Below are 24,577 nucleotides of genomic sequence, written 5' to 3' on the forward strand. Positions count from 1 at the left end.
GGCTCCCTTGTGCAGGAGAAGCGGCGGCGGAAGTGGTCGGCGGGGCCGGGGCCCCGGTCGTCAGGACAGGCGGCCGACGGTCCGGTCGCTCAGGTCGACGACCAGGGCGCGGGTGTCGATCCACGGTCCGTTCGTGACCTTGGCGACGACGCGCAGGCACCGGTGCTTGCCGCAGGCGGTCAGGTCGGAGGGCACCTTGGCGACGGTCTCCTTGCGGAACACCATGCCGCTCAGCTGGAGCTGGCCGGGCGTGGTCAGCGGCTTGTCGGTGGCGTCCTCGTAGTCGCTCTTCAGGTCGGCGCCGAGCGGGCTGGCGATCAGCAGTTCGGCGGCCTGGCGCAGTTCGTCCCGGCTGGGCGGCGGCTGCACGCCCCGGTCGGTGGCGGTGTCCTCGACCTTGCCCGTGTCCAGGTTCACCGTGCGGGTGACGACCGCGTCCGTCCGGTAGTCGTAGAAGACGACGTCGGCCCGGCGCTGGGCCGCCGCGGCGGCGCTCAGGTCCGGGTCGGCCTCCGTCAGGTTCGTCGACAGGTGCTGCGGGCCCCGGTCGCCCTCCACGTCCCGCGCGTTCAGCCGCAGGCCGTTCGAGGCCTCGGCGAGCCGCTCCGCGCGGGCGGTCTCCGCGTCGGTCAGCGGATCGCGGCCGATGCCCTTCGCGCCCTCCTCGGGCGCGGCCTCGACCTTGCCCTCGGGTGCCACGGCGTCCTGCTGCGCGGTGGCGGCCCTGGCCGCGTCGTCCCCCTTGTCCTGCGGCAGGCTCACACCCAGCGTCACCGCGGCCCCCGCGACCGCGAGGGCCGCTCCCGCCACGATTTTCCCGAGATGGCGTCTTGCTAGCGCGCGCACATCTTCCCCCTTTGTCCCCGGCCGTCCCGTCGCGGGACATACCGGTATTGCGTGGTCGTCCTGTAAGAGGGACACAACTCCCGGCTGGTTCCGCCATGTTCGGGGGAGACTGTCCGATGTCGCCCGGAGCCCCGGGCCAGAAGTGGAAGAGTCGTCAGCATGCAGGTGTGGCCTGGACAGGCGTATCCGCTGGGTGCCTCGTACGACGGCGCCGGAACCAATTTCGCGGTCTTCTCGGAGACCGCCGACCGCGTCGAACTGTGTCTGTTGCACGACGACGGGTCGGAGACCGCGGTCGAACTGCGCGAGTCGGACGCCTTCGTGCGGCACGCCTATCTACCGGGAATCATGCCGGGGCAGCGGTACGGGTACCGCGCCCACGGCCCCTACGAACCCGAGCACGGGCTGCGCTGCAACTCGGCGAAGCTGCTGCTCGACCCCTACGCGCGCGCCCTCAGCGGGAAGATCGAGTGGAACGAGTCGGTGTACGGCTACCCCTTCGGCTCCCCCGACGAGCGCAACGATCAGGACTCCGCGCCGCACATGATGGCGTCGGTGGTCGTCAACCCGTACTTCGACTGGGGTGACGACCGTCCGCCGCGCACCGACTACCACGAGACGGTGATCTACGAGGCCCATGTGAAGGGCCTGACGATGAGCCATCCGGAGCTGCCGGAGGAGCTGCGCGGCACGTACGCGGGCCTCGCCCACCCGGCGATCATCGACCACCTCACCGAACTCGGCGTGACGGCGCTGGAGCTGATGCCGGTCCACCAGTTCGTCAACGACCACCGGCTGGTCGAGATGGGGCTGAACAACTACTGGGGCTACAACACGATCGGCTTCTTCGCCCCGCACAACACCTTCGCCTCCTGGGGCGACCGGGGCGAGCAGGTCCTGGAGTTCAAGTCGGCGGTGCGCGCGCTGCACCAGGCGGGCATCGAGGTCATCCTGGACGTGGTCTACAACCACACGGCCGAGGGCAACCACCTGGGTCCGACACTCTCCTTCAAGGGGCTCGACAACCCGTCGTACTACCGGCTGACGGACGACCAGCGCTACTACATGGACACGACCGGGACCGGGAACTCGCTGCTGATGCGGTCCCCCCACGTGCTCCAGATGATCATGGATTCGCTGCGCTACTGGGTCGAGGAGATGCACGTCGACGGGTTCCGCTTCGACCTCGCGGCCACCCTGGCGCGGCAGTTCCACGAGGTGGACCGGCTGTCGTCGTTCTTCGACCTGGTGCAGCAGGACCCGGTGATCTCGCAGGTGAAGCTGATCGCGGAGCCGTGGGACGTCGGCGAGGGTGGCTACCAGGTGGGCAACTTCCCGCCGCTGTGGACGGAGTGGAACGGCAAGTACCGCGACACGGTCCGCGACCTGTGGCGCGGCGAGCCGCGGGCGCTCGCCGAGTTCGCGGGCCGGCTGACCGGCTCGTCCGACCTCTACCAGGACGACGGCCGCCGGCCGCTGGCGTCCATCAACTTCGTGACCTGCCACGACGGTTTCACGCTGCGCGACCTGGTCTCGTACAACGACAAGCACAACGACGCCAACGGGGAGGGCAACCGGGACGGCGAGTCCCACAACCGGTCGTGGAACTGCGGGGTGGAGGGCGAGACCGACGATCCGCAGGTCCTCGACCTGCGGGACCGCCAGATGCGCAACTTCGTGGCCACGCTGATGCTGTCGCAGGGCGTGCCGATGCTCAGCCACGGCGACGAGCTGGGGCGCACCCAGAACGGCAACAACAACGCCTACTGCCAGGACAACGAGCTGGCGTGGGTGAACTGGGCGGAGTCCGGCGGGGCCGACCGGTCCGGTGCGCAGGGCGGCGCGTCCGGGGACACGCGCGAGGACGCGTTCCTGGCCTTCACGCGCGCGATGGTGCGGCTGCGCCGCGAGCACCCGGTCTTCCGCAGGCGGCGCTTCTTCCACGGCCGCCCGGTGGAGGGCACGCACGACGAGCTGTCGGACATCGCCTGGTTCACCCCCGAGGGCGAGGAGATGACGCAGGAGGACTGGGGGGCGACGCAGGCCCGCGCGCTGTCGGTGTTCCTCAACGGCAACGCGATCTCGGAGCCGGGGCCGCGCGGCGAGCGGATCACGGACGACTCGTTCCTGCTGCTGTTCAACGCCGATCCGGAGGCGCAGGAGTTCGTGGTGCCGGTCAATCACGGCCGGCAGTGGCACACCGTGGTCGACACGGCGCTGCCCGAGGGGGTCCCGGCCGACGAGGGCCCCAAGGTGCAGGCGGGCGACCGGTTGACCCTGACGGGCCGCAGCCTCACCGTGCTGCGACGGCCGGCCTAGCGGCGTCGGCGGCTCCCCGGAGGGGCCGCACGCGCAGGGCCACGAGGAAGGCGAGCCCCGCGGCCACGCTGCCGACCGCGAACGCGGCGGCGGGGCCGTGGGCCTGCGCCAGACGCCCCGCCACGGCGAGCGTGACGGCCTGTCCGCCGACGAACGCGCTCGCGGCGACCGTCATGCCCTCCGCGAGCCGGTCGCGCGGCACGGCGCGTTCGGTGAGCCCGAAGCCGGTGATGAGGTTCGGGGCGAACAGGGCGCCGAACACGGTCACGGCGACGTAGAGCACCGGCAGGGACCCGGTGACGATCAGCGGCAGGGACAGCAGCGCGGCGGCGGCCGTGGCGACCCGCCAGCGCGCGGGCAGGGTGAACCGCTCCGGCACCGCCGCCATCGACAGGCCGACGACGGCGCTCATGACGCCCATGGCGGCGTACACCAGGCCCGCCTGCTCCTCGTGGCCCAGCTCCTGGGTGAGCGCGGTGATCCCGGCGCCGCAGCCGCCCAGCAGGACGCCCAGGAGGACGAGCCCGACGCGGACGACGTGCACCTGGCGGGGCATGGGCGCCCGCTTCACGCGCTGGCCCCGCGCCCGCGGGGCCGCTCGGGGTACGGCCGCGGCCGTCGGGTGCAGGGCGAACGCGGTGCCGCAGACGGCGACCAGGACGGCCGCCGCGCCGAACGCGTAGGCGGGGTGGGCGACCACCGAGGCGACGCCGATGAGGGCCGGGCCGAGGACGAAGGACAGTTCGTCCATCGTCGACTCCAGGGACAGCACCGCGTCGACGACCCGCTCGTCGGCGCCATCGGCGCGGACCAGGGCGACACCGCGGGCCCGCGCGAGCGGCCCGATGCCGGGCACGGTGGCGCCCGCCGCGATGCCCAGGGCGACCAGCGCGGGCGTCGGCAGGTGGGCGAGCGCGCCCAGCGTGTAGAGCGCGACGGCGAGGGCGTTGGCCAGGGCGAAGACGAGCACGACGGGGCGCTGGCCGTGCCGGTCGGCGAGCCGGCCCACGAGGGGGCCGACGGCGACCTGGCCGAGCGCGAGCGCGCAGGCGACCGTGCCGCCGGTGGCCAGCGAGCCGCTGGTACGGGTGACCAGCAGGACGCTGCCGAACTGGATCACGGCGACCGGCAGCCGCCCCAGGAAGGACACGACCGGCAGCGGCCGCCCGGTCACCGCGAGGACCCGCCGGTAGGCGTCGAGCGTCGTGCCGGGGGCGCTGGTCCCCGCTGGTGTGCCGGTCATCGTCCGAAACTAACGAGGTGCGCGAGGGCCGACGCATGCGGCGATGACACGAAACCCGCCCACAGGGGTACGTAGATTCGCATGACGCCTCACGCCCCGACGGGCACCTACCGGCTCCAGCTGCAACCGGACTTCGGATTCGGCGCGGCCGCGGCCGCCGTCCCGTACCTGGCCTCCCTGGGGGTCTCGCATCTGCACCTGTCGCCCGTCCTGGAGGCGGTGCCCGGCTCGACCCACGGCTACGACGTCGTCGACCACGCGCGCGTACGCGATGAACTGGGCGGCGAGGAGGGGCTGCGGGACCTGGCCGCCGCCGCCCACGCGCACGGCCTGCGTCTCGTGGTCGACATCGTGCCCAACCACATGGCGGCGGCCCCCCGCCACAACCGCGCGCTGTGGGAGGTCCTCAAGGACGGCCCGTCGTCGCCGTTCGCACGCTGGTTCGACATCGACTGGGAGGCGCAGGACGGCCGGGTCCTGCTGCCGGTCCTCGCAGGCCCGGTGGGCGACGAGCTCACCCATCTGGCGGTGGACGGCGACGTGCTGCGCTACTACGACCACGTCTTCCCGCTGCGGCCGGGCACGGAGTCCCTGCCGCTGCCCGACCTGCTCGACGCCCAGTGGTACCGCCTGGCCTGGTGGCGCCTCGCCCGTACGGAGCTGAACTACCGCCGCTTCTTCACCATCTCGGACCTGATCGCGGTGCGCGTGGAGGAGCCCGAGGTGTTCGACGCGACCCACGCGACCGTGCTGCGGCTGCTGCGCGAGGGCGTGTTCGACGGCCTGCGCGTCGACCACCCCGACGGACTCGCCGAACCGGGCGCCTACCTGCGGCGCCTGGCCGAGGCGAGCGGGGGCCGGTGGACCGTCGTCGAGAAGATCCTGGAGGAGGAGGAACGGCTGCCCGGCGCCTGGCCGGTGGCCGGCACCACCGGCTACGACGCGCTGCGCCACATCGACGGCCTGTTCACCGACCCCGAGGGCGCCGACCGGCTGCTCACGCTGTTCCGCCGCTTCACGGGCGTCGCCGACGACGCGGGCGGCCGGTGGGCGGCCACGGCCCGCGGCGCCGCCCACCGGGTCGTCGGGCACGGCCTCGCGGCCGAGGTGGACCGGCTGACGCGGGAGGCCGTCGCCCTGTGCGCCCCGGAGCCCCGGCTGCGCGACCACGCGCCGTGGGCGCTGCGCACGGCCCTGTGCGAGCTGCTGGTGCGCGTGCCCGTCTACCGGCCGTACGTGTCCGGCGGGGACGAGCCCGCCACCGTCCTGACGCCCGCGGCCGCCGCGGAGGCCAAGGCGGTCTTCGAGGTCGCCGAGGAGGCGCGCGCGGTCGACGTCGTACGGGACCTCGCACTCGGGCTGCTCGGATCGGGGCCGCGGCACGAGGCGTTCCGGGCCCGGTTCGCGCAGACCTCGTCGGCGCTGCGGGCCAAGTCGGTCGAGGACGCCGCGTTCTACCGGTACACGCCGCTGCTGTCGGCCCTGGAGGTGGGCGGCAGCCCGCGGGAGCCCGCCGTCTCCGCCGAGGCGTTCCACGCGTACTGCTCGCGCGTGCAGCGCGACTGGCCGGACACCTCGACGGTGCTGTCCACCCACGACACCAAGCGCAGCGCGGACGTGCGCGCGGGCATCTCGGTCCTCACCCAGTGCCCGGACCGCTGGGACTCGCTGCTGTCCGAGGTCACCGAGCGGACCGCGCACGGCGGCACGAGCGCGCCCGACCCGCAGCTGGCGTGGGCGGCCTGGCAGCTGGCCGCGGGGCTCGGTCCGGCCGAACCGGAGCGGCTCCAGCAGGCGATGCTCAAGCACGTGCGCGAGGCGGGCCTGCACACGACGTGGACGGAGCAGGACGCCGCCTACGAGGACGCGGTACGCGCCTTCGTGGCGTCCGGCCCGTGCGGTCCGCCCGGCGACGTGGTGCTGCGGTTCATGGACGGGCTGCTCCCCCACGTGCGGGCCAATGTCCTGGGCGCCGCCCTGGTCCACCTGACGATGCCCGGGGTGCCGGACGTGTATCAGGGCAGCGAGCGCGAGTACCGCGCCCTGGTGGACCCGGACAACCGCGCCCCGGCCCGCTTCGACGAGAAGGAGGGCGGGGCGCTGTCCCGCGACAAGGAGGCGCTGACCCGGGCCGCGCTGCGGCTGCGCGGGGAGCGCCCCGAGTGGTTCGGCGCGTCCGCGACGTACGCACCGCTGACGGCGCGCGGGCCCGCCGCGGACCACTGCGTGGCCTACGCGCGCTCCGGGCGCGTGGTCGCGGTGACGACCCGGCTGTCGCTGCGGCTGGCCGAGGCGGGCGGCTGGCGGGACACGGAGCTGAACCTGCCCGCGGGCGAGTGGTCCGAACTCCTGGCCCCCGGGCGACGGTTCGGCGGGACCACGCGCGTGGGTGAGCTGTTCGGGGAGCTGCCGGTGGCGCTGCTGGTCCGGGCGGACTAGGACGGCTGCCCCACCGTTACGTTTTTCGTGGCTCCGCAATGGTGCCTCCGGCCTGCGGGTCCGGCATGACTTCCCCCCTTGTTGTTCATGATGCGGGGGGCGGTGTCACCGGGCCCGAAGGCATTCAGGGGCCGCTGATGAGGAGCTTGAGCACCATCTTCACCCGAGCCGGAAGATGTGGCAGCTCGGTGCCGAGGCAAGGCCGGACGAAAAGCGTGAGCGGAGGGGCCTGCACGTGATCGACACCGGCGACATCGACGGCTTCCTCGGCCTGGACGTCGGCAAGGGCGAACACCCCGCCACCGCCGTCGCACCGGCCGGCAAGAAGGCCTTCGACAAGCGACTGCCCACCACCGAACCCAGACTCCGCGAGCTGTTGGCCAAGCTGAAGGCCGAGCACGGAACCGTGCTCGTGGTGGTCGACCAGCCAGCCTCGATCGGCGCCCTGCCGCTCCTTCTTCCTCTCCGCGTTCGCCGCCCTGGGCGACCCGGCATCGCGGGCCTACGACGCCAAGAAGATCGCCCGGGGAATGCACCACACGCAGGCCCTGCTCTGCCTCGCCCGACGCCGGGCCGACGTCCTCTTCACATGCTCCGCGACGGACCCCTCTACGAACCGCAGCCGGTCAGGTCAGGCTGAGTCACCGAGAACCTGCCTTGCTTCGGTCCACAGCCGCTCGAACTCCTCAGCGGAGATCTCGGCTGCCTCGGGTTGGTCCTGCCAGCCGTCCATGGGGCCTTCGGCGAGAACGCCGTACTGCCGTTCATAGCGGCCCATCGCCGCGAGATCGGCATGGTCGCGCAAGTGCACAACCTCCGCCAGGGAAGCCGCCGTCACCGGCCGCGAGTCCTGCCCCCGGACCTCGACCTGACGCGCGGCCCAGCCGCCGTCATCGGCCTCGAAGTACAGCCACAGATCTTCGTCCTCGTAGTAGGTGCGGAACCAGGTCGCCATGCCGCCATCCTGACCCACCACCTTGACCAAATACATAGGGGCACCCCCCGGGCGCGGCCCGTCAGCGGACGCGGACGACGAGGGCGGTCGGTGCCCTGGTGAGCAGGCCCGCCGGGGCGGGGCGGAAGCCCGGGGCCCAGGCCAGGGCGGGCAGGGTCGTGAGCAGGGCGCTCAGGCCCGCGCCCGCGATCATGCGGGTGAACGGGACGCCGAGGCAGCGGTGCCGGCCGGCGCCGAACGCCAGCCGGCCGGGGTCGGTCCGGAACAGGTCGTAGCGGTCGGGGTCGGGGAACCGGGCCGCGTCCCGGCCCGCCGAGCCCAGCAGGCAGGCCACGGTGGCGCCGGCCGGTATCGTGCCGCCGCCCGCCGGGACCGGGGCGAGCGCGCGGCGCAGCACGAGGTGCACGGCCGGGTCGCGGCGCAGCGACTCCGCCCAGGCCGCGTCGCTCAGTGCGGGCCGCGCCCGGACCAGGGCCAGCTGGGCGGGGTGGTCGAGGAGGTTGGCGAGATGGGCGGCGAGGGCGCGTCCGGTGGCCTCGCCGGCCGCGCCGAGCAGGGTCGCCGCGATCCCCACGACGGCCTCGTCGGGCAGCGGGCGCCCGTCGGCGCGCGCGGTGCACAGGACCGACAGGAGGTCGTCGCCCGGGCGGACGCGGCGGCGGGCGACGTGGGGGCGCAGGGCGTCCGCCACGGCGGCGGGCACGGCGCCCAGGTGCGTCAGGTCGGTGCGGCTCCAGGCGGCGACGCGGGCCGTCTCCTCGTGCGGCAGGCCGAGCGCGGCGACGGCGGCGGCCGACGGCAGCCAGCGGCAGAACTCCTCGACCAGGTCGGCCTCCTCGCGGCGCACGAGACGCCGGGCCAGGACGAACGCGGCGCGCTCCACGCCCGCCCGCACGGCGGCCAGGGCGCGTCCTTGCAGTTGCGGGGAGACGAGTGCCCGGTGGGCGGCGTGCGTGCCCTGTTCGAGGTGGCTGAAGGTACGCCCGGGGGGCGGGGCGACCAGGCGCGGGTCGGCGAGCGCGGCCCGCACGTCGGCGTACCGGCTCACCAGCCAGGCCCCGTACCGCTCGTCGTGGTGCAGCGGGTGGGCGTCGCGCAGCGTGCGGTAGAGCGGATAGGGGTCGCGTGCGACGTCCGGCTCGGCCAGGCTCGGGGGCGTGCGCCGCACGCGCGCTCCCTCGGTGACCGGGCGCGCGGCAGGTTCCAGGGGGCACAGCACCGCGGGGTTCCCTCCTGGGCCGGTGCGCCGGGTGCCGCGCACGGATGCCTCCAGCGCACCACCACCGGCGGGGGTGCGCAGCGCCCGTGCGGCCGAACGGGTGAGCGGGGCCGGGCGCGTCCCGCGGGTGCGCCCCGGCGCGGGCGCGCACCGGGGCGGAAATCCCTGTCGACTGGACGCGCGGCGGGCGGCCGGGGCGCAGGGGGGGCGGTGTCCGGCGGCGGGCGGCTGCGGGACCGGCGGACCGGAACCGGCAATCCCCTTCGGCGGGCCGGGCCTTTCCGGGATGATTGCGGGAGTCGGCGTACCGGCGGCCGGGGCATCGGCCCGGCCGGATCGGCCCGGCACAGCCACGCCCGCACCACGTCGTCCGAGGCCGTCGGCGAGACGCTCCCGGAGCGTTCCGGGCATGGTCCGCACCGGCGGACGGCAGCCGGTACGGACCTTCTTGACAGGGATCGGCAAGCGTGGGGTACTGCGGATTGCCGACGGCGGGAGCACCAACGGGGGTGAGTCATCTGACGGACCAGCGGTACCCCACTGCGGCCCAACTGGCCCGGTCGGCGCGGGAGCTGACCACTGTACGACCTGACCTGTGCCGACTGCGCCAGGTGGGGACCTCGCGCGGGGGGCGTCCCCTGCATCTGCTCTCCGTGGGCCACGACCACCGCACGGTCCTGATCGTCGCGGGCGCGCACGCCAACGAACCGACCGGCGGCGCCACGGCGCTGCACCTGGCCCGGCGGGCCCTGTTCGACCAGGCGCTGAGGTCCGACCGGTCCTGGCACTTCCTGCTGTGCGCCGACCCGGACGGCGCGGCCCTGCACACGACGCCGCGCCCGCGCACGCTGCTCGACTACCACCGCCACTTCTTCCGCCCGGCCGGGCCCGAGCAGCCGGAGTGGTCGCCGTCGGTCCTGCCGGCCGACCGGCTGCCGCCGGAGACCACGGCGCTCACCGGGGTCATCGACGAACTGCGCCCCTATCTCCAGGTGTCGTTGCACGGCACCGAACTGGGCGGCAGCTGGGTGCAGTTGACGCGGGACATCCCGGGGCTGGCCGAGCCGTTCGCCAAGTCGGCGGCCGAGCTGCACATCCCGGTGGAGACGGGCGCGTCGGACGCCGCGGGCTGGCCCGCGTCGGGGCCCGGCGTGCACGTGATGCCGGATCCGGACGCGCAGGCGGCGTTCCCGAGCCTGCCCGACGACGCCCGGCACTCCACCTGGCACCACGCCCACCGGTACGGCGGTTCCACGGCGATCGTGGAGGTGCCGATGTGGGCCAGCGACCTGGTCGACGACCCGGCGCCGCATCCGGCGCCCGAGCGGGCCCTGCGGCGGCTCTCGGCGCGGCTCAGCCGGGACACCCGGCTCGTGGAGGACATCCTCGCGGAGGCGCTGCCCCGGCTCCCGGACACCCGGGGGCCGCTGCTGCGGGCGGCGCGCTGGGCGCTGAGCCTGGTCCCGGGGCTCGCGGACGACTGGATGCGGCCGCCTCCGCCGGACGCGACGATGGCGTACGTCGGCAGCATCGACGCGTTCGCCCGGCGGCTGCCGCTGCGGGCCGCCGCCATGCTGCTGCGGGTCCTGGAGGAGGCCGACGACCGGGCGGCGCCCCGGCTCGATCTCCTCGTCACCCGCTGGTGCGAGGTGTACGCCGACCGGTTCGGGGCCCGGTGGGTGCCGCTCGACCACCAGGTCGAGCACCAGGCGCGGACCACGGTCGCGGCCGTCCGGCACGCGCGGGGCTGAGCGTCCCGGCCGGCGACGGCCTCAGCGGCGGTCCGCCGCGGGGCCGCCGTCGGCGGACAGCCGGAACGACATGCGGCCGAACCCGACCTGGTCGCCGTCCCTGACGACGGCCGCGCCGATCACCCGCCGTCCGTTCACCGACGTGCCGTTGGTGGAGCCCAGGTCGCGCAGGATCCACAGGCCGCCCTGGCGGCTCAGCTCCGCGTGCACCCGGGAGACCGACTCGTGGCTGAGCCGCAGTCCGTTGGCCGGGTCGCGGCCGATGCGCAGCGGGTGCGGCTGGGCGACGGGCAGCAGCAGCCTCGGCAGCCGCTCCACGGTCCAGGCCCGGTGCAGCCGCACCGTGAACCCGGAGACGGCGCCGACGGCGCCGAGCATCACCCGCGTCCAGCGGTTCTCGGGGCGCAGGTCGGCGGTGAGCGAGGCGAGTTCGTCGGGCTTCTGCGTGGTGAGGGCCAGCTCCATGCGGCGCACGAACGTGTCGTGCGAGAGCCTGCCGAGGGCGACGCCGTCCCTGAGCACCCGCAGCGCACGGTCCCGCTCGGCGTCGGAGAGCCGCGCCGGGTACGGGTGGTGCTCGAACGATGACGTCACAGGGGCGATTGTCCGGCAGCGACGCCCGGGGTGTCCAGAAAGGGGGGTGCGCGGAACACACCTCGGCGAACCGGAGGCGCGGCGATCACGTCTGACGCACCATGGACGGGTCGTCACCGTGAGCAGACCAGCTGTTACGCGAGGGGGAACGTCCGTGCAGTTCGAGGTGTGGGCACCGCAGGCAGAGCGCGTGGAACTCCGGTTGGAGGACGCCACGCGCGCGTTGGAGCGCGATACGGAGCGGCCGGGCTGGTGGACGGTGGCGGCGGACGCCGCCGACGGGGACCGCTACGGGTACCTGCTCGACGGCGGGCCGCCGTTGCCGGATCCGCGCTCGCCGCGCCAGCCCGACGGCCCCGACGGCCTCAGCGCGGTCGTCGACCACGCGCGGTACGCGTGGCGCGGCGACTGGGCCGGGCGCGATCTGACCGGCGCCGTCCTGTACGAGTTGCACGTGGGCACGTACACGAAGGAGGGCACGCTCGACGCGGCGGCCGCGCGGCTTGGGCACCTGGCCGAGCTGGGCGTCACGCACGTCGAGTTGATGCCGCTGTGTCCGGTGCCGGGGCGGCACGGGTGGGGTTACGACGGGGTCAGCCTGTGGGCCGTGCACGAGCCGTACGGCGGCCCGGAGGCGCTGAAGCGGTTCGTCGACGCGGCCCACGAGCGGGGCCTCGGGGTCGTCCTGGACGTGGTCCACAACCATCTGGGCCCGTCGGGGAACTACCTCCCGGCGTTCGGCCCGTACTTCACGGACACCCATCACACGCCGTGGGGCAGCGCGGTGAACCTGGACGCGGCCGGGTCCGACGAGGTCCGCGCCTATCTCGTCGGCAGCGCGCTCGCCTGGCTGCGGGAGTACCGCCTCGACGGGCTGCGGCTGGACGCGATCCACGAGCTGCACGACCGGCGCGCCCTGCCCTTCCTGGAGGAACTGTCGGCCGCCGTCGACGGGTTGGCGCAGCGGCTGGGCCGTCCGCTGTTCCTGATCGGCGAGTCCGACCTCGGCGATCCGCGGGTCGTGACGCCCCGCGCGGAGGGCGGGCTCGGGCTGCACGCGCAGTGGAACGACGACGTCCACCACGCCGTGCACGCGGCCGTCACCGGTGAGGGGCAGGGCTACTACGCGGACTTCGCGCGCGCGCCGATGGCCGCGGTGGCCAAGACGCTCACGCACGGCTTCTTCCACGACGGGACCTATTCGGCGTTCCGGGGGCGCCGGCACGGCCGCCCGCTGGACCGCTCCCGGGTCTCCGCGCACCGGCTGCTCGCCTACACCCAGACCCACGACCAGGTCGGCAACCGCGCGCAGGGCGACCGGCTCGCCGCGTCGCTCTCCCCCGGGCTGCTGGCGTGCGCGGCGACGCTGGTGCTGACCGGGCCGTTCACGCCGATGCTGTTCATGGGCGAGGAGTGGGCGGCGGGCACGCCCTGGCAGTACTTCACCGATCACACCGATCCGCAGCTCGCGGAGGCCGTGCGCAAGGGGCGGCGGCGGGAGTTCGCGGCGCACGGCTGGGCGGAGGCGGACATTCCCGATCCGCAGGACCCGGCCACCCGGGAGCGCTCGTGCCTGGACTGGGCCGAGCCCGAGGCGGGGGTCCACGCGCGCGTCCTGGCCTGGTACCGGACGCTGATCGCGCTGCGGCGGGCCCGCATGGACCTCCAGGACCCGGATCTGGCGGCGGTGCGGGTCGCCTTCGACGAGCGGGCCCGGTGGCTCGCCTACCGCCGCGGGGACGTCCGGGTGGCGGTGAACCTGTCCGGGGCACCGGTGTCGATCCCGCTGGGCCGTCCGGTGACCCGGCTGCTCGCCGCCTGGGACCCGATCGACGTGCCCGGCGCCGACGGCCTCCTGACCGTGCCGCCCGAGTCGTGCGTGGTCGTGGAGGCGCCGTAGCCGCTCGGGGGCGGGGCGCCGGGGTCAGCCGACGACGGCCATCTCCCGCGCGGTGGCGTTGAGGCGCCGGCCGCCGTCGGCGGTGACCGTGACGATGTCCTCGATGCGGACGCCGAAGCGGCCGGGGAGGTAGATGCCGGGCTCCACGGAGAAGCACATGCCGGGCACCAGCTCCTGCTCCTCGCCCTCGATCATGTACGGCGGTTCGTGGGTGGTGACGCCGATGCCGTGCCCGGTGCGGTGGATGAAGGACGCGCCGTACCCGGCGTCGGTGATGACCTTGCGGGCGACGCGGTCGACGTCCTGGCAGGCGATGCCGGGGCGCACGGCGTCGCAGGCCGCCGTCTGGGCGGCCCGCACGATGTCGTGGACCTCGCGCTCCTCGGCGGTCGGCTCGCCGACGTGCACGGTGCGGGTGGTGTCGGAGCCGTAGCCGTGCTTGAGGCCGCCGAAGTCGAGGACGACCATGTCGCCGTCCTGGATGACGCGCTCGCTCGCCTCGTGGTGCGGGTTGGCGCCGTTGGGGCCGGAGCCGACGACGGTGAAGTCGACCTGCGAGTGCCCGAACCGCTTGAGCAGGTCGGACAGGTCGCGGGCAATGTCGTTCTCCTCGCGGCCCGCGAAGGGCACCTTCTTGATCTCCTCGTAAGCGGCGTCGGCGGCGGCGCCGGCGGCCGCGAGCCGCTCCAGCTCGGCGGCGTCCTTCACGGCGCGCAGCATGGGCAGCGCCTCGGTCAGGGACACGTAGGAGGTGTCCGGGAGGGTCCGCTGGAAGCCGAGCAGGTGCATCGCCCAGGCGTTGTCGCTGACGCCGAAGCGGCCGGAGCCGTCCAGCAGCGGGGCCGTGACGGCGTAGGGGTTCTTGCCGTCGGTCCAGTCGCGCAGCGTCATGGCGTCGGCGCCCGCGGCCTTCGCGGCGTCGGGCGCCTCCAGGGTGGGCACGACGAGGGTGGGCCGCTGTCCCGCGGCGAGCACCAGGAGGGTGAGCCGCTCGGTGTCGGCCGGGACGTGGTAGCCGGTGAGCCAGACCATGTCGGGGCCCGGTGCGACGAGCAGCCCGGCGAGTCCGGCGTCGGCCGCGGACTGCGCGGCGCGGTCCATGCGGGCCTGGTAGTCGGCCGCGGTGAAGGGGGCGGGTGTGCCGGTCGTCATGGGTCCGGGCCTTCCGTGGGTGCGTGGACGCGGGTCGCGGGCGGCTGCCACCGCCAGGGAGCATCCTGCCCGCCCGCGCGGGGCGACGCGACCATGGGGGCGGGCGCGCGCCGGGTGGCGCGGGTGCCGGGTTAGTGCCGGGGCTCCGCCACCTTCAGCACCATCCCGCAGGGCAGGACCTGGGTGTCCCGCCGGCCGCCCGCCGCGTACTCGTATTCGTACTCGCAGCGCCGCACGGCGCCCCGGGGCGGGGACACCAGCTCGATGACCGCCTCGAAGAAGAAGTCGCTGGTCTGTCCGGCCGGCACGGTCACGGGTGCGGTGGCGTGGTTCTTCAGACGGTCGAAGTCCGGCGTGTCCGGGTCGCCCTCGGGCGCGAGCAGGGGGATCGCGTCCACGTCCGCCATGGCGTAGGCGCCGAAGCCGGTGATCTTCATGCCCTGCGGCGGGTCGACGATCCGCGCCCGGGTGATCCGGATGCTGTGCCCGCTCCTGTTGGTCGGCAGGGGCAGGGCGTAGTACCAGGTCTGCCCGATCCGGGCGTGCGTGAAGCCCACCTCCGTCGTGGGCTGCGCACCGCCGCCCTCCAGGGCGTGACCCGCGCCGCGCCCCGGGGGCGCCCAGCCCGCCAGAAGGGCGCAGACCACGAGCGCGATCGCGCCGGTGGGCGTGGCGAACATCCGGCCCGTCCCACGACTTCTCATACCATCCCCCACAGAGCGGTCCCCCACAGAGCCTCCCGCGCCGGCACCGGCGTTCGGGGCACGAGCCCCCCGGCCCCTGCCGGGCGAACTCTAGAGGATCCGCGTACGGCGGGTCCGGCCTGGTCAGGCACGGTGGGCGGCGGCGCGGGGCCGGACCGCGCCGCCGCCCACCGTGTGCCGCCCTATCCGGTGTGTCCCTCGTGGCCGTGCCCGGCGCCGTGGTCGAACTTCAGGGCCTCCGGGGGCAGCACGACGAACGGCCGCATCATGCCCATGTCCTCGTGCTCCAGCAGGTGGCAGTGGTACATGAACCGTCCGTACGCGCCGTCGAACCGGCCCATCACGCGCAGCATCTGGCCGGGCAGGGCGCGGAAGACGTCCTTGTACCCGTGCTCGTTGGGCGGGAAGGGGACGGTCGTCGCCGCGTCGTACGTCACCGGCTTGACGGTGCCGCCGGCCGCCGGGTCGAAGCCGGAGGCGTCGTAGGCGTCGCGGCCGAGGATCTGGAAGTCGGCGAGGTGGATGTGCATGGGGTGCACCACCGGCGGGTTCACCGCGAGGTTCAGGAAGCTCCACTGCTCGTGGCTGCCCTCGCCGATGGTGAAGCCGAGTCCGTCGTTGAAGGTCCGGGCGGTGCGCCGGTAGGTCCTGAGCGTCCCCTTGTCGTCGACGACCTGGACGACGCCCTCGACGGGCGGGCTCAGCTCGGCGGCCTGCGCCGGGTCGACCTCCGTCATCTCCCAGATCTCGGGGTGGCCGCCGCCGCCCTTGGTGGCGGGCGGGGTCAGGACGATGAGCCGGTGGCCGTGCGGGATGTCGTGGGTCAGCCGCCGGAAGGAGCCGGACAGCACCTCGGGCAGGGTGAAGGAGTCCGGCTCGGCGCAGTCGCCGACCCGGAACTCCAGGACGTGCGGATAGCGCACGTCACCGGCGATGTCGGGCACCCCGGCCGGCTGCCGGGGTCCCTTGTCGACCAGGCGGACGCGTCGTCCGGCGAGCGCCGCGAAGTCGACGAGCAGGTCCATCCGCTCGGCAGGGGCGACGGTCAGCTCCGGCAGCGCGGCGTCGAAGTCGACGGGCACCGGGCGCGGCAGCAGTCCGCCGTCGCTGCCGATCTGGTGGAGCACGCCCGGGACGGGCTCGCCGTCCTCGTCGATCAGTACGAGGTGGTAGATCCGGGCGTTGGAGGCGTTGACCAGGCGGAAGCGGTGCCAGGCCGGGTCGACGTCCGCGTACGGCCAGATGCGGCCGTTGACCGTCGTGTACGGGCCGGTGAAGGGCACGGTGACGGGCTTGCCCGTCTCCGGGTTCGCCTCCTGGACCTTGACGGTCTTGTGGAGCAGCCGGCCGGTGAGCCGGCCGTCCTCGTCGGTGTCCAGGTTCCGGTCCGCGAGCAGCAGCGGGATCTCCCGCTCGCCGCACGGCAGGCCGAGCGCGTCCTCCTCGTCGTCCCGGACGAGGTACGTGCCGTAGAGCCCCGTCTGCACGTTCCACCGGGTGATGTTCATGGCGTGGTCGTGGTACCACCACTGGACCGCCTGGTGGTCGTTCGGGTACTCGGAGAGCTGGGCGTCGCCCGAGCCCACCGCGTTGTCCGCCCAGCCGTCGTTGCCGCCGCCGGTCTGGGCGCCGTGCAGGTGCGTGACGAACCAGGCGGGCAGGGCCGCGACGTCGGCGCTCGGCGCGACCCCGGCGCGGCCCGGTTCGGTGCTCGGACCCGGTGTCGCCGCGCTCACCTCCACGGCCGTCACCGGGTATTCGCTGCCCTTGGGGACGCGGTTGGTCCAGGCGATGCGGACGCGCTGTCCGCGCCGCACCTCGATCGTCGGGCCCGGCACCGAGCCCGCGTACCCCCACATGAGGGTCGGCGGGAGCTGCGGGTGCAGCCGCTGCCACAGGGGGCGCACGGCGATCTCGGTCTCCCGCAGGACGTCGTCGGACGCGGGCCGCAGCACCGGCGGCACGGTCAACGGCGCGCTGTAGGGCGTCAGTTCGCCGGGCGCGGTGGTGGCGCGGTCCGGTGTGCGGGTCGTCGTGCGGTCGGATATCCCGATGGTGCCAGTGGTGCCAGTGGTGCCAGTGGTGGCAGTAGTGCCAGTGGTCTCAGTGGTCTCGGTCATGGAAAGAACACCCCCGTGTGTTCTCGTGGAGTCCCCCGGTCTTACGGCCGGTCAGTGGCCGTCTCGCCCTGTAAGACCGCGGACGGCCCGGCAAAGTTCCCTGAATCCGTCATTCCGGACGCGGAGATCCGGAAACCGGATCCGGTGCCCGGTGTCAGGAGCGGGACGGGCGAGGCGGGGATCCGGTCCGGCAGGAAGCCGTGGGCGCGGGACGCGAGGTGCTCCGCGCGGTAGCGGTCCACCTTCCGGTGCCAGTGGAGGATGCCGGCCAGCCAGTTCCGCAGCTGTCCGACGTAGCCGTCGATGGCGTCGCGCGCCGGGCCGTCGAGGCGGAAGTCCTCGTACAGGACGGGGAGTTCGTGCGCGACCACGTGTTCGAACTGCTGGAGGCGCTGGGTCATCAGGTCGTGCACGATGTGCAGGGCCGTGGGGTAGTCGACGCCGAAGAAGGTCTGCACGACGAGGATCGCGTTGTGCAGCTCGCCCTCGTACTCGATCTCCTTCTGGTACGAGAAGACGTCGTTGATCAGGCAGGCGTAGTCGACCGCCGCGTTCTCCAGGGAGCGGACGGGTCCGCTGCGGTACACCTCGGGCGGCACGGCCGGGCCGTGGCCGAGCCGGCACAGGCCCATGGTGAGGTCGGAGCCGAAGGTGGCGCGGCGCATCTCCAGGTAGTCGACGGGGTCGGGGACGCGGTGCTGCATCTGGTTGGCCAGCTCCCACAGCCAGCTCTCCGTCATCACCTCGACGGCCGCCTTCAGGGTGCGCCGCTGGTCGGCGCTCATCCCGCCGGCCGTGCGCGCCCACAGGTCGACCAGGCCGCGCTCCATGGCGTTGACCGGCGGCGGCGCCGGTTCGCCGTCGATCGTCATGCAGGCCGAGAGGCGCTCGGTGCAGAGCTTCGCGGCGGCCATGTCGCGCCGGTTGCCGAAGACGAGGGGGTAGTAGTCGTCCCCGTACGTCCCCCAGGTGAGCCAGGCCGCGTTGAGGTCGAGCGCCTCGGGGGTGCCGTCCGGGTCGATGCCCGCCGAGCACAGCGGGAGGTCGGCCGCGGCGAGCCGGTCCTCGTCCCAGACGCCCTCCGCGAGGATGCCCATGCGGCGCGCCCACGGCACGAGCCGGGCGCGCGCGCCGTCGAGCCCGGGGTTGAGCCGCAGTTCGAACGGCAGGGCGAGGTCGGGGATCAGTGAGGGGCCGACCTTCTGGAACGGCACGTGGGTGTACGCCCGCAGCCGCTCGACGCCGAGGGCGTCGAACAGCGCCCGCACGTCGGTGCCCCTGGTCCCGACGCCGGTGGGGCCGTCGAGCGGGCCCCGCTCGCGCACCGCACCCTTGTTCATGTAGCGGCTGGAGCGCAGGTGCCACTCGTGCCCGCCGGACTGCCAGTCCTGGAGGCCCCGGGTGTACGCGGCGACGGCCGCGATCTGGTCGGGGGTCAGCCCCTGCGCGGCGGCGAGCGCGGGCACCTCGGTGAACGCGGTGTGCTCGAACTGGTGCAGCCGGGACGTGAGGACGTCGTTGACGGCCTCCGCCGCCTCCTGCGTGGTGCAGCCGAAGAAGGTCTCCAGGACCAGCACGCCGTTGGAGAGCTCCCCCTCGTCCCGGACCTCGCGCTCGTACGAGAAGAGGTCGTTGCGCAGGTGGACGCCGTCGGAGAAGGTCTCCATCAGCACGCGCAGCGGCCTCGACCGGGCGACCGGCGCGGGGACCTCCGCGGTGGCGTACTCGACGAGCCCGGCCGACCAGGGGGCGCCGCCCACCTTGCGGCGCATCTCGATGTACTCGACGGGGTTGGCGATGCGGCCCTCGTCGATGTTGGACAGTTCCCACATCGACTCGTTGAGGAGGTGTTCGGTGGACTCGGCGAAGCGGCGGCGCCAGTCCAGGGACATGGCGGGCACGGTGCGCCGCCACAGGTCGGCGAGCCCGGCCTCGACCGGGTTCTCCGGCTCGGGCATCGGGGTGGCCGGGTCCTCCAGGTCCATGGGCATGAACAGGGGCAGGCGTTCGAGGTGGGCCTTGCCGGACGCGCGGTCGTTGGTGCGCTTGAACATGTCCAGGAAGTGGTCGTCGAAGAAGAAGACCCACACGTACCAGTCGGTGATCAGCGACAGCGCGGGACCGTCGCAGTCGGGGTGCGTGTACGCGCACAACAGTCCGTAGTCGTGGGCGTCCAGGTCGCCGCGGTCCCACACGCCGGAGCCCGCCAGCATGCCCATCTCCTCGGCCCAGCCGGCGGAATGGGCGCGGGCCTCGTCGAGGTGGGGGTTGAGGCGTGCCGTGTACGGCATGTAGAAGCGCGGCAACTGGAAGGGCTGCGAGGCCGCGTCGAGGGACTGCTCAGTCATGTGCGCGGCACTACCCGCGAGTTCCGACGGGCATCCGCCCGGGGCGAGATGATCGCACTATCGCGTGAACGAGGAGTGATCCGGCCCCGGACGGGGAACGCGCCCGGATCAGCCGCCCGCGCGCTCCCGCGAGGCGCTCCAGTGGCCGGGGCGTTCCAGCTCGGCCGGGAGGCGGGTGGCCGTGTCCCCGCGCGCCGCGTTCAGCTGGGCCTGGGTGAGGAAGAGCGCGCCGCGCAGGTCGGCGCCCCCGATCCGGGCGTCGCGCAGGTCGGCGCCGATGAGGTCCGCGGTGCGCAGGTCGGCGCCGGTCAGGTCGGCGGCGACGAGCAGGGCGCCGCGCAGATTGGCGCCGCGCAGGTCGGTCCCGCGCAGGCGGGCGCCCATCAGGTCGGCGCCGCGGTGGTTCTTCTTGCGGCCCGGAACGGCGGCACGTTCCAGTTCGCTCGCCTTCAGGAGCAGGGTGTTGACCTCGGCGCGGACGGTGGGGACGTCGGCGGCGAGGAGTTCGGCGGCGGACGCGCGCGTGAGCAGGTCGATGTCCTCGCGGGCGCGGCGCGCGTCCCGGTGCACGGGGGCGGCGCGCGGCAGTTCCAGCACGTCGGTCAAGTAGCGCAGCAGTTCTTGCAGTTGACGCATGACGGGGAAGACCTCGTACATGGTCCGCGCGGTCTTCGGCCGCTCGCGCCAGCCGATGCCCTCGAAGGTGACCTGCGAGACCTTCTGTCCGGCGCCGAAGCAGTCGAAGACCGTGCAGCCCCGGTAGCCCTCGTCGCGCAGCGTCGCGTGGATACCGCAGCGGAAGTCCTCCTGGAGGTTGCGGCAGGGCGTGCCGGCGTTCTTGTCCGCCGCGAAGTCCTGGGACCTGGCGAAGGGCAGCGCCACGCAGCACAGGCCGAAGCAGCTGCCGCAGTCCGCGCGCAGCTCGGTGCGTGCGTACGGGTCGGGATCGGTGTGCGGGTCGCCGGGCGGAGTGGAGCGGGAGGAGGCGGGCTCGGGGGCGGAGCCGGACTCGGGGGCGGAGCCGGAGGAGATCACGCCCCCATTGTCACCGATCGGCGGTGTACGCCCCCTTGTGGGGGGCCCGGGCGCGCGCGACCGTGGACGCGACCGGCACCGCCCCCGTCCCCCAGGAGTCGACGTGGCCCCCTCCCGCTCGCCCCTGTTCCCGTCGTCGTCCCCGTCGCCGGGCTCGTTCCACCTGCCTCACGAGCTGCACGGCGACGGGCCGCACAAGGTGATCGCGGTGCACGGCTGGTTCGCCGACCGTGCCGCGTTCGCGCCGGTCGTGCCCGACCTGGACCGCGCGGCGTTCCAGTACGCGTTCGTGGACCTGCGGGGCTACGGCGAGGCGCGGGACGTGCCGGGCGCGTACACGACGGCCGAGGGCGCGGCGGACGTGCTCGACCTCGCGGACCGGCTCGGCTGGCACCGGTTCTCGCTGCTCGGGCACTCGATGGGCGGCAGCGTGGCGCAGCGCGTGGTGGCCTCGGCCGAGGAGCGGGTGCGCCGGCTCGTGGGCGTCTCCCCGGTCCCCGCGTCGGGCCTGCCGCTGCCGCCCGAGCAGTGGGAGCTGTTCTCGACGGCGGACACCCGGCCCGAGCACCGGCGCGCGATCCTCGACGTCACCACGGGCGGCGTGCGCCCGGGTGCGTGGCTGGACCGCATGGTGGCCCGCTCGCTGGCATGCAGCGACGCGAAGGCGTTCCGCAGCTGGCTGGACTCGTGGTCCGGGGACGACTTCCACGACGGCCTGGAGGGCTCGACGGTCCCGGCGCTCGCGGTGACCGGCCAGCTCGACCCGGCGCTGTCGGCGGACCTGATGCGGGCGACGTGGCTGCGCTGGTTCGTCCGCGGCGAGCTGGTCGACCTGCCGGTGTGCGGGCACTACGCCATGGACGAGGCGCCGCTGGCGCTGATCCGGGTCGCGGAGGACTTCCTGCGGGCGGACGCCGACTGACGACTGCCGACCCCTGGCCCCTGACCCCTGGCCCCTGGCCCCTGACCGACGGCTGCCGGGTGCCGGGTGCCGGGTGCCGACCACCGGGTGCCCGTTCCGGTAAAGCCCGGTTGCCGAACGGTCGTCTTCGGGCGAACACGGGCAAGATGCGCGAGTCCCGCTCGCCCGCCCCTCGTGCGTCCTAGATTGGCCGCTCGGTCCGCGCACGACGGCGGACCGCGGGGGAATCGGGGGACACACCATGGATTCGGTGACGGCTGTCGCCGCCGCGAGCGCCGCGCTCGTGGCCGGCGGGGCACTGGAGAGCGCCGCCCAGGAGGCGGGGCGCGCGGGCTGGGCCGGGGGCGTCCGGCTCGTGGAGCGCATCCGCGCGCGGTTCCGCGGCGACCACGTCGCCGAGGCCGCCCTCGCCGGGGTGACCCGGGCGCCCGACGACGCGGACGCCCGAGCGGACCTGGAGCGCCTGCTCGCCGTGCACATGCTGCGCGACCGCGCCTTCGCGGACGAGCTGCGCCGCGCCGTCGACGAGGCCGCGACCGCGACCGCCCGGGGCACGGGCCCGCAGGTCAGCGCCGCGCTCATCAAGAACGCCACGGTGTTCCACGACAAGGTCGAGATCCAGGGCGACTGGAACGTCTCCTAGCCCTCCCCCGCCGTCCGCATTCCGCATTCCGCATTCCGCATTCCGACCCGCCCGCCGCCGGGCGCGCCCACGACGCGCGCCCGGGCGGGACCGGTGCCACGCCACGGAAGACCAGAACCCTTGGACGAGGAAGCAGCAGCAGAATCCCGGCCGGCCGGCGGCAGTGCCGCCGACGGCGCCCCGGCCGACGCCGCCCCGGCGGCGCGGGAGGCCCCGGAAGCGGCGCCCCGCCCCTTCGACGAGGAGCGCGACGGGCCCGTCAGCGAGGAGGAGGCGCTGCGCTCGCTCGCCGCGGGCGCCGGGGCCGACGCGGCGGAACGCTCCGAGGCGCGGCGCGCCTCGGCCATCGCCGACCTGATCGCGGCCCGGCTCGGCGACGACGCGGCGGGGACCCGGATCGGCACGCTCGCCCTGTTCAACGACTCCGTCAGCTTCGGCGGCGGCTTCCACCCCGGCGGCGGGCGCGGCCCCGGACCGGCCCGGGGCACCGGCGCTTCCGTGGCCCTCGACGCCACCGAACTCGCCGACCACACCGCCCTGTTCGTGCAGCCCGAGGGGTACGACACCGCCCTGGACGAGCTGTGCGAGCAGGCGCTGCTCGTGCTGACCGGGCCGCCCGGCAGCGGACGCGCGGCCACCGCCGTGAACCTGCTGTCCGAGTCCATGGCGCTCGGCGGGTCCGGGGGCGGCGGCTGCCACCGGCTGCTCGATCCGGCGGTGCCCGCCGATCCCGGCTGGGAGCCGCCCGCGAAGGACCGCGGCTATCTCGTGGAGGTCGACGAGGGCCCGTCGGGCGCCGGACCGTTCGGGGTGCGGCGGCTGACGTCGCTCGCCGCCACGCTGCGCGCGTCCGGCTGCCGGCTCGTGCTGACCGGCGGCCACGACCTGGCGCGCGCCGCCGCCGGGGAGGCGGGCGCCGCGCCGTACGCCCGGTTCGCGCTCGCGCCGCCCGACCCGCTGGCCGTGCTGGAGCGGCGGGTGCTCGGCCACGGCCCCGACCTGCGGGCGCGGTCCCGGCTGCGCGCCCTCCTGGACACCTGCGGCGCCACCCGCGCGCTGCGCGAGCAGCCCGCCGCCCGGCACGCGGTGCGGCTGGCCTCGGTGATCACCGCCGACGGCGACCTGGCCGCGGCCGTCGCGGCGCTGCGCGATCCGAGCGAGCAGGTCAGGGGCTGGTTCCAGCAGCACCGGGCACCCGCCCCGGTGGCGTTCGCGCTCGCCGCGGCCGTGCTGGAGGGCAGCGGCTATCTGACGGTCGCCGAGGCGGCGGTCGCCCTGCACACCGCGCTGGCCCCGCCCGAACCGGCCCCGGCCGACCTGCGGTTCACCGACCGGCTCGGCCACGAGCAGCAGTGGCTCAAGGTCGACACCGCGGCGGACGGCCCGCCCCGGGTGCGGTTCCGCAGCCCGCTGCTGGGCCGGGCGGTCCTGGTGCACGCGTGGAGCACTTTGGACGGGCGGCGGGACGCCGTCCTCGACTGGCTGCGGCGGCTGCTCGGCCACCGTGACCTGGAGGTGCGGGCCCGCGCCTCGGTCGCCGCCGGGGTGCTCGCGTGGGCCGACCACCACTACGCGGTGCACCGGTTCCTCACCGCGTGGGCGGGCAGCACGTCCTGGCCGCAGCGGCAGGGCGCGGCGACCGCGCTCGGTGTGGCGGGCAGCCGTCCCGGGTCCGCCGACGCCGTCTGGGAGCTGCTGGACTCCTGGGCGCGCGGCGGGAGTTCGGCGTACGAGCGACGGCTCGCGGGAACCGCGGCCGACGCCGTGGGCACCCTCCTCGGCCGCACCGCGCCGGACCGCGCCGTCGGCGTGCTGCGCGCGGCGCTCGACCGCGGCGACGACTGGGGCACGCTGCCGTACGTGGCCTGGGGCGGCGTCCACCTCGTGCACCAGGGGCAGGCCGCCTCGCTGCTGTCGGCGCAGCTGGAGTGGTCCGCGCCGCAGGACCACTCCCCCATGGTCAACAAGACGCTCTCGGCGTTCGTCTTCGCGGTGTCCCGGCCGTACGAGCGTCCGGCCGGCGTCGCGGAGACGGTCAAGGGGATTCCGGGTGTCCCGGTGCTGCTCAGCCGGTTCTCCTCGTACAGCGAGCAGTTGACCGAGCTGTGGGCGCGGGCGCTGGCCCGCCGCCCGGTGCAGGACGCGGCGCTGCCCGCGCTGCGGGAGTGGATCGACACCTTCGCGCCGCTGTGCCCGGGCGCGCTCGACCACATCGCGGAGCTGCTGCGCGGGGTGGCCCGCAGACCGGGCAAGCACCGCGAGCGGCTGCGCTGGTGGCTGGAGAAGTGGGCGGACGACCCCGACCGGCCGTCGGCGGGCGCGGCCGTGCTGCGCCACCACGTCTGAGCCGCGTAAACCGACCGTCCCGCCTGCGCGCGGGCCACACG

17 protein-coding genes and 2 pseudogenes are annotated in these 24,577 nt (G+C 74.4%); 9 read left to right on the plus strand and 10 right to left on the minus strand.

The features are described 5' to 3' along the window. Nucleotides 1-60 precede the first annotated feature (60 nt). Nucleotides 61-810 carry a Tat pathway signal sequence domain protein gene (locus ACIP5K_RS17320; RefSeq protein WP_401410316.1) on the minus strand — a complete coding sequence of 250 codons (750 nt, stop codon included), beginning with the start codon at nt 808-810 and terminating at the stop codon, nt 61-63. A gap of 195 nt (nt 811-1,005) precedes the next feature. Here ACIP5K_RS17320 and glgX point away from each other — a divergent pair, with 195 nt between their 5' ends. After that, nucleotides 1,006-3,165, plus strand: coding sequence for a glycogen debranching protein GlgX (gene glgX / locus ACIP5K_RS17325; RefSeq protein ID WP_401410318.1), 2,160 nt, complete (start codon nt 1,006-1,008; stop codon nt 3,163-3,165). Here glgX and ACIP5K_RS17330 read toward each other — a convergent pair. Further along, nucleotides 3,140-4,408 carry an MFS transporter gene (locus ACIP5K_RS17330; RefSeq protein ID WP_401410320.1) on the minus strand — a complete coding sequence of 423 codons (1,269 nt, stop codon included), beginning with the start codon at nt 4,406-4,408 and terminating at the stop codon, nt 3,140-3,142. The genes glgX and ACIP5K_RS17330 overlap by 26 nt on opposite strands. Before the next feature lie 81 nt (nt 4,409-4,489). Here ACIP5K_RS17330 and treY point away from each other — a divergent pair, with 81 nt between their 5' ends. The 3 genes and pseudogenes from treY to ACIP5K_RS17345 all read left to right on the plus strand — a co-directional run. Continuing rightward, entirely contained in the window at nt 4,490-6,847 is a 2,358-nt protein-coding gene (gene treY, locus ACIP5K_RS17335; RefSeq protein WP_401410322.1) for a malto-oligosyltrehalose synthase, read from the plus strand. Nucleotides 6,848-7,082: 235 nt separating this feature from the next. Beyond that, nucleotides 7,083-7,305 (plus strand): annotated as a pseudogene (locus ACIP5K_RS17340) (transposase); the annotation flags it as partial. Continuing rightward, nucleotides 7,297-7,487, plus strand: a pseudogene (locus ACIP5K_RS17345) (IS110 family transposase); the annotation flags it as partial. The pseudogenes ACIP5K_RS17340 and ACIP5K_RS17345, both read left to right, overlap by 9 nt. On the opposite strand, the gene ACIP5K_RS17350 reads toward ACIP5K_RS17345, so the two are convergent. Together ACIP5K_RS17350 and ACIP5K_RS17355 are read right to left on the minus strand one after the other, a co-directional pair. Next, nucleotides 7,479-7,838 (minus strand): hypothetical protein, encoded by a 360-nt coding sequence (locus ACIP5K_RS17350; protein ID WP_401410324.1) that lies wholly within the window; start codon nt 7,836-7,838, stop codon nt 7,479-7,481. The pseudogene ACIP5K_RS17345 and the gene ACIP5K_RS17350 overlap by 9 nt on opposite strands. Nucleotides 7,839-7,863: 25 nt before the next feature. Further along, the gene (locus tag ACIP5K_RS17355; RefSeq protein ID WP_401410326.1) at nt 7,864-8,970 is read right to left on the minus strand and encodes a cytochrome P450; all 1,107 of its coding nucleotides are present in this window, start codon (nt 8,968-8,970) and stop codon (nt 7,864-7,866) included. 560 nt (nt 8,971-9,530) lie between these two features. Between ACIP5K_RS17355 and ACIP5K_RS17360 the strand changes: the two genes are divergently transcribed. Further along, nucleotides 9,531-10,772: a M14 family zinc carboxypeptidase gene (locus tag ACIP5K_RS17360; RefSeq protein ID WP_401410328.1), complete on the plus strand. Its 1,242-nt coding sequence runs from the start codon at nt 9,531-9,533 to the stop codon at nt 10,770-10,772. Nucleotides 10,773-10,793: 21 nt separating this feature from the next. Here ACIP5K_RS17360 and ACIP5K_RS17365 read toward each other — a convergent pair whose 3' ends face one another. Next, nucleotides 10,794-11,366, minus strand: a complete 573-nt coding sequence (locus tag ACIP5K_RS17365) for a DUF1707 and FHA domain-containing protein (RefSeq protein WP_401410330.1) — start codon at nt 11,364-11,366, stop codon at nt 10,794-10,796. Nucleotides 11,367-11,520: 154 nt separating this feature from the next. On the opposite strand from ACIP5K_RS17365, the gene treZ reads away from it, so the two are divergent. Beyond that, nucleotides 11,521-13,266 (plus strand): malto-oligosyltrehalose trehalohydrolase, encoded by a 1,746-nt coding sequence (treZ, locus tag ACIP5K_RS17370; RefSeq protein WP_401410331.1) that lies wholly within the window; start codon nt 11,521-11,523, stop codon nt 13,264-13,266. 24 nt (nt 13,267-13,290) lie between these two features. Here the strand turns inward: treZ and ACIP5K_RS17375 are convergent, their stop codons facing one another. The 5 genes from ACIP5K_RS17375 to ACIP5K_RS17395 all read right to left on the minus strand — a co-directional run bounded on the left by ACIP5K_RS17375 (nt 13,291) and on the right by ACIP5K_RS17395 (nt 20,511). After that, nucleotides 13,291-14,418: an aminopeptidase P family protein gene (locus ACIP5K_RS17375; protein ID WP_401410333.1), complete on the minus strand. Its 1,128-nt coding sequence runs from the start codon at nt 14,416-14,418 to the stop codon at nt 13,291-13,293. Between the two features lie 131 nt (nt 14,419-14,549). Beyond that, nucleotides 14,550-15,098: a hypothetical protein gene (locus ACIP5K_RS17380; protein ID WP_401410335.1), complete on the minus strand. Its 549-nt coding sequence runs from the start codon at nt 15,096-15,098 to the stop codon at nt 14,550-14,552. A 206-nt stretch (nt 15,099-15,304) separates the two neighbouring features. After that, complete coding sequence (gene phsA, locus ACIP5K_RS17385) at nt 15,305-17,242, minus strand: O-aminophenol oxidase PhsA (protein WP_401410337.1); 1,938 nt, start codon at nt 17,240-17,242, stop codon at nt 15,305-15,307. A gap of 41 nt (nt 17,243-17,283) precedes the next feature. Beyond that, complete coding sequence (cyc2, locus tag ACIP5K_RS17390) at nt 17,284-19,590, minus strand: germacradienol/geosmin synthase Cyc2 (RefSeq protein ID WP_401410339.1); 2,307 nt, start codon at nt 19,588-19,590, stop codon at nt 17,284-17,286. 108 nt (nt 19,591-19,698) lie between these two features. Then, nucleotides 19,699-20,511, minus strand: coding sequence for a pentapeptide repeat-containing protein (locus ACIP5K_RS17395; RefSeq protein ID WP_401410821.1), 813 nt, complete (start codon nt 20,509-20,511; stop codon nt 19,699-19,701). Between the two features lie 217 nt (nt 20,512-20,728). Here ACIP5K_RS17395 and ACIP5K_RS17400 point away from each other — a divergent pair, with 217 nt between their 5' ends. The 3 genes from ACIP5K_RS17400 to ACIP5K_RS17410 all read left to right on the plus strand — a co-directional run bounded on the left by ACIP5K_RS17400 (nt 20,729) and on the right by ACIP5K_RS17410 (nt 24,536). Then, nucleotides 20,729-21,547 carry an alpha/beta fold hydrolase gene (locus ACIP5K_RS17400; protein ID WP_401410341.1) on the plus strand — a complete coding sequence of 273 codons (819 nt, stop codon included), beginning with the start codon at nt 20,729-20,731 and terminating at the stop codon, nt 21,545-21,547. A 241-nt stretch (nt 21,548-21,788) separates the two neighbouring features. After that, a complete protein-coding gene (locus tag ACIP5K_RS17405; RefSeq protein WP_401410343.1) occupies nt 21,789-22,190 on the plus strand; it encodes a hypothetical protein in 402 nt (133 codons plus the stop codon). A 120-nt stretch (nt 22,191-22,310) separates the two neighbouring features. Next, on the plus strand, nt 22,311-24,536 hold the full coding sequence (locus ACIP5K_RS17410) for a hypothetical protein (RefSeq protein WP_401410345.1): 2,226 nt from the start codon (nt 22,311-22,313) through the stop codon (nt 24,534-24,536). Nucleotides 24,537-24,577 lie beyond the last annotated feature (41 nt).

Origin of the sequence: Streptomyces sp. NPDC088785, assembly GCF_044750685.1 — a bacterium.
In the GTDB taxonomy this organism is placed as follows: domain Bacteria; phylum Actinomycetota; class Actinomycetes; order Streptomycetales; family Streptomycetaceae; genus Streptomyces.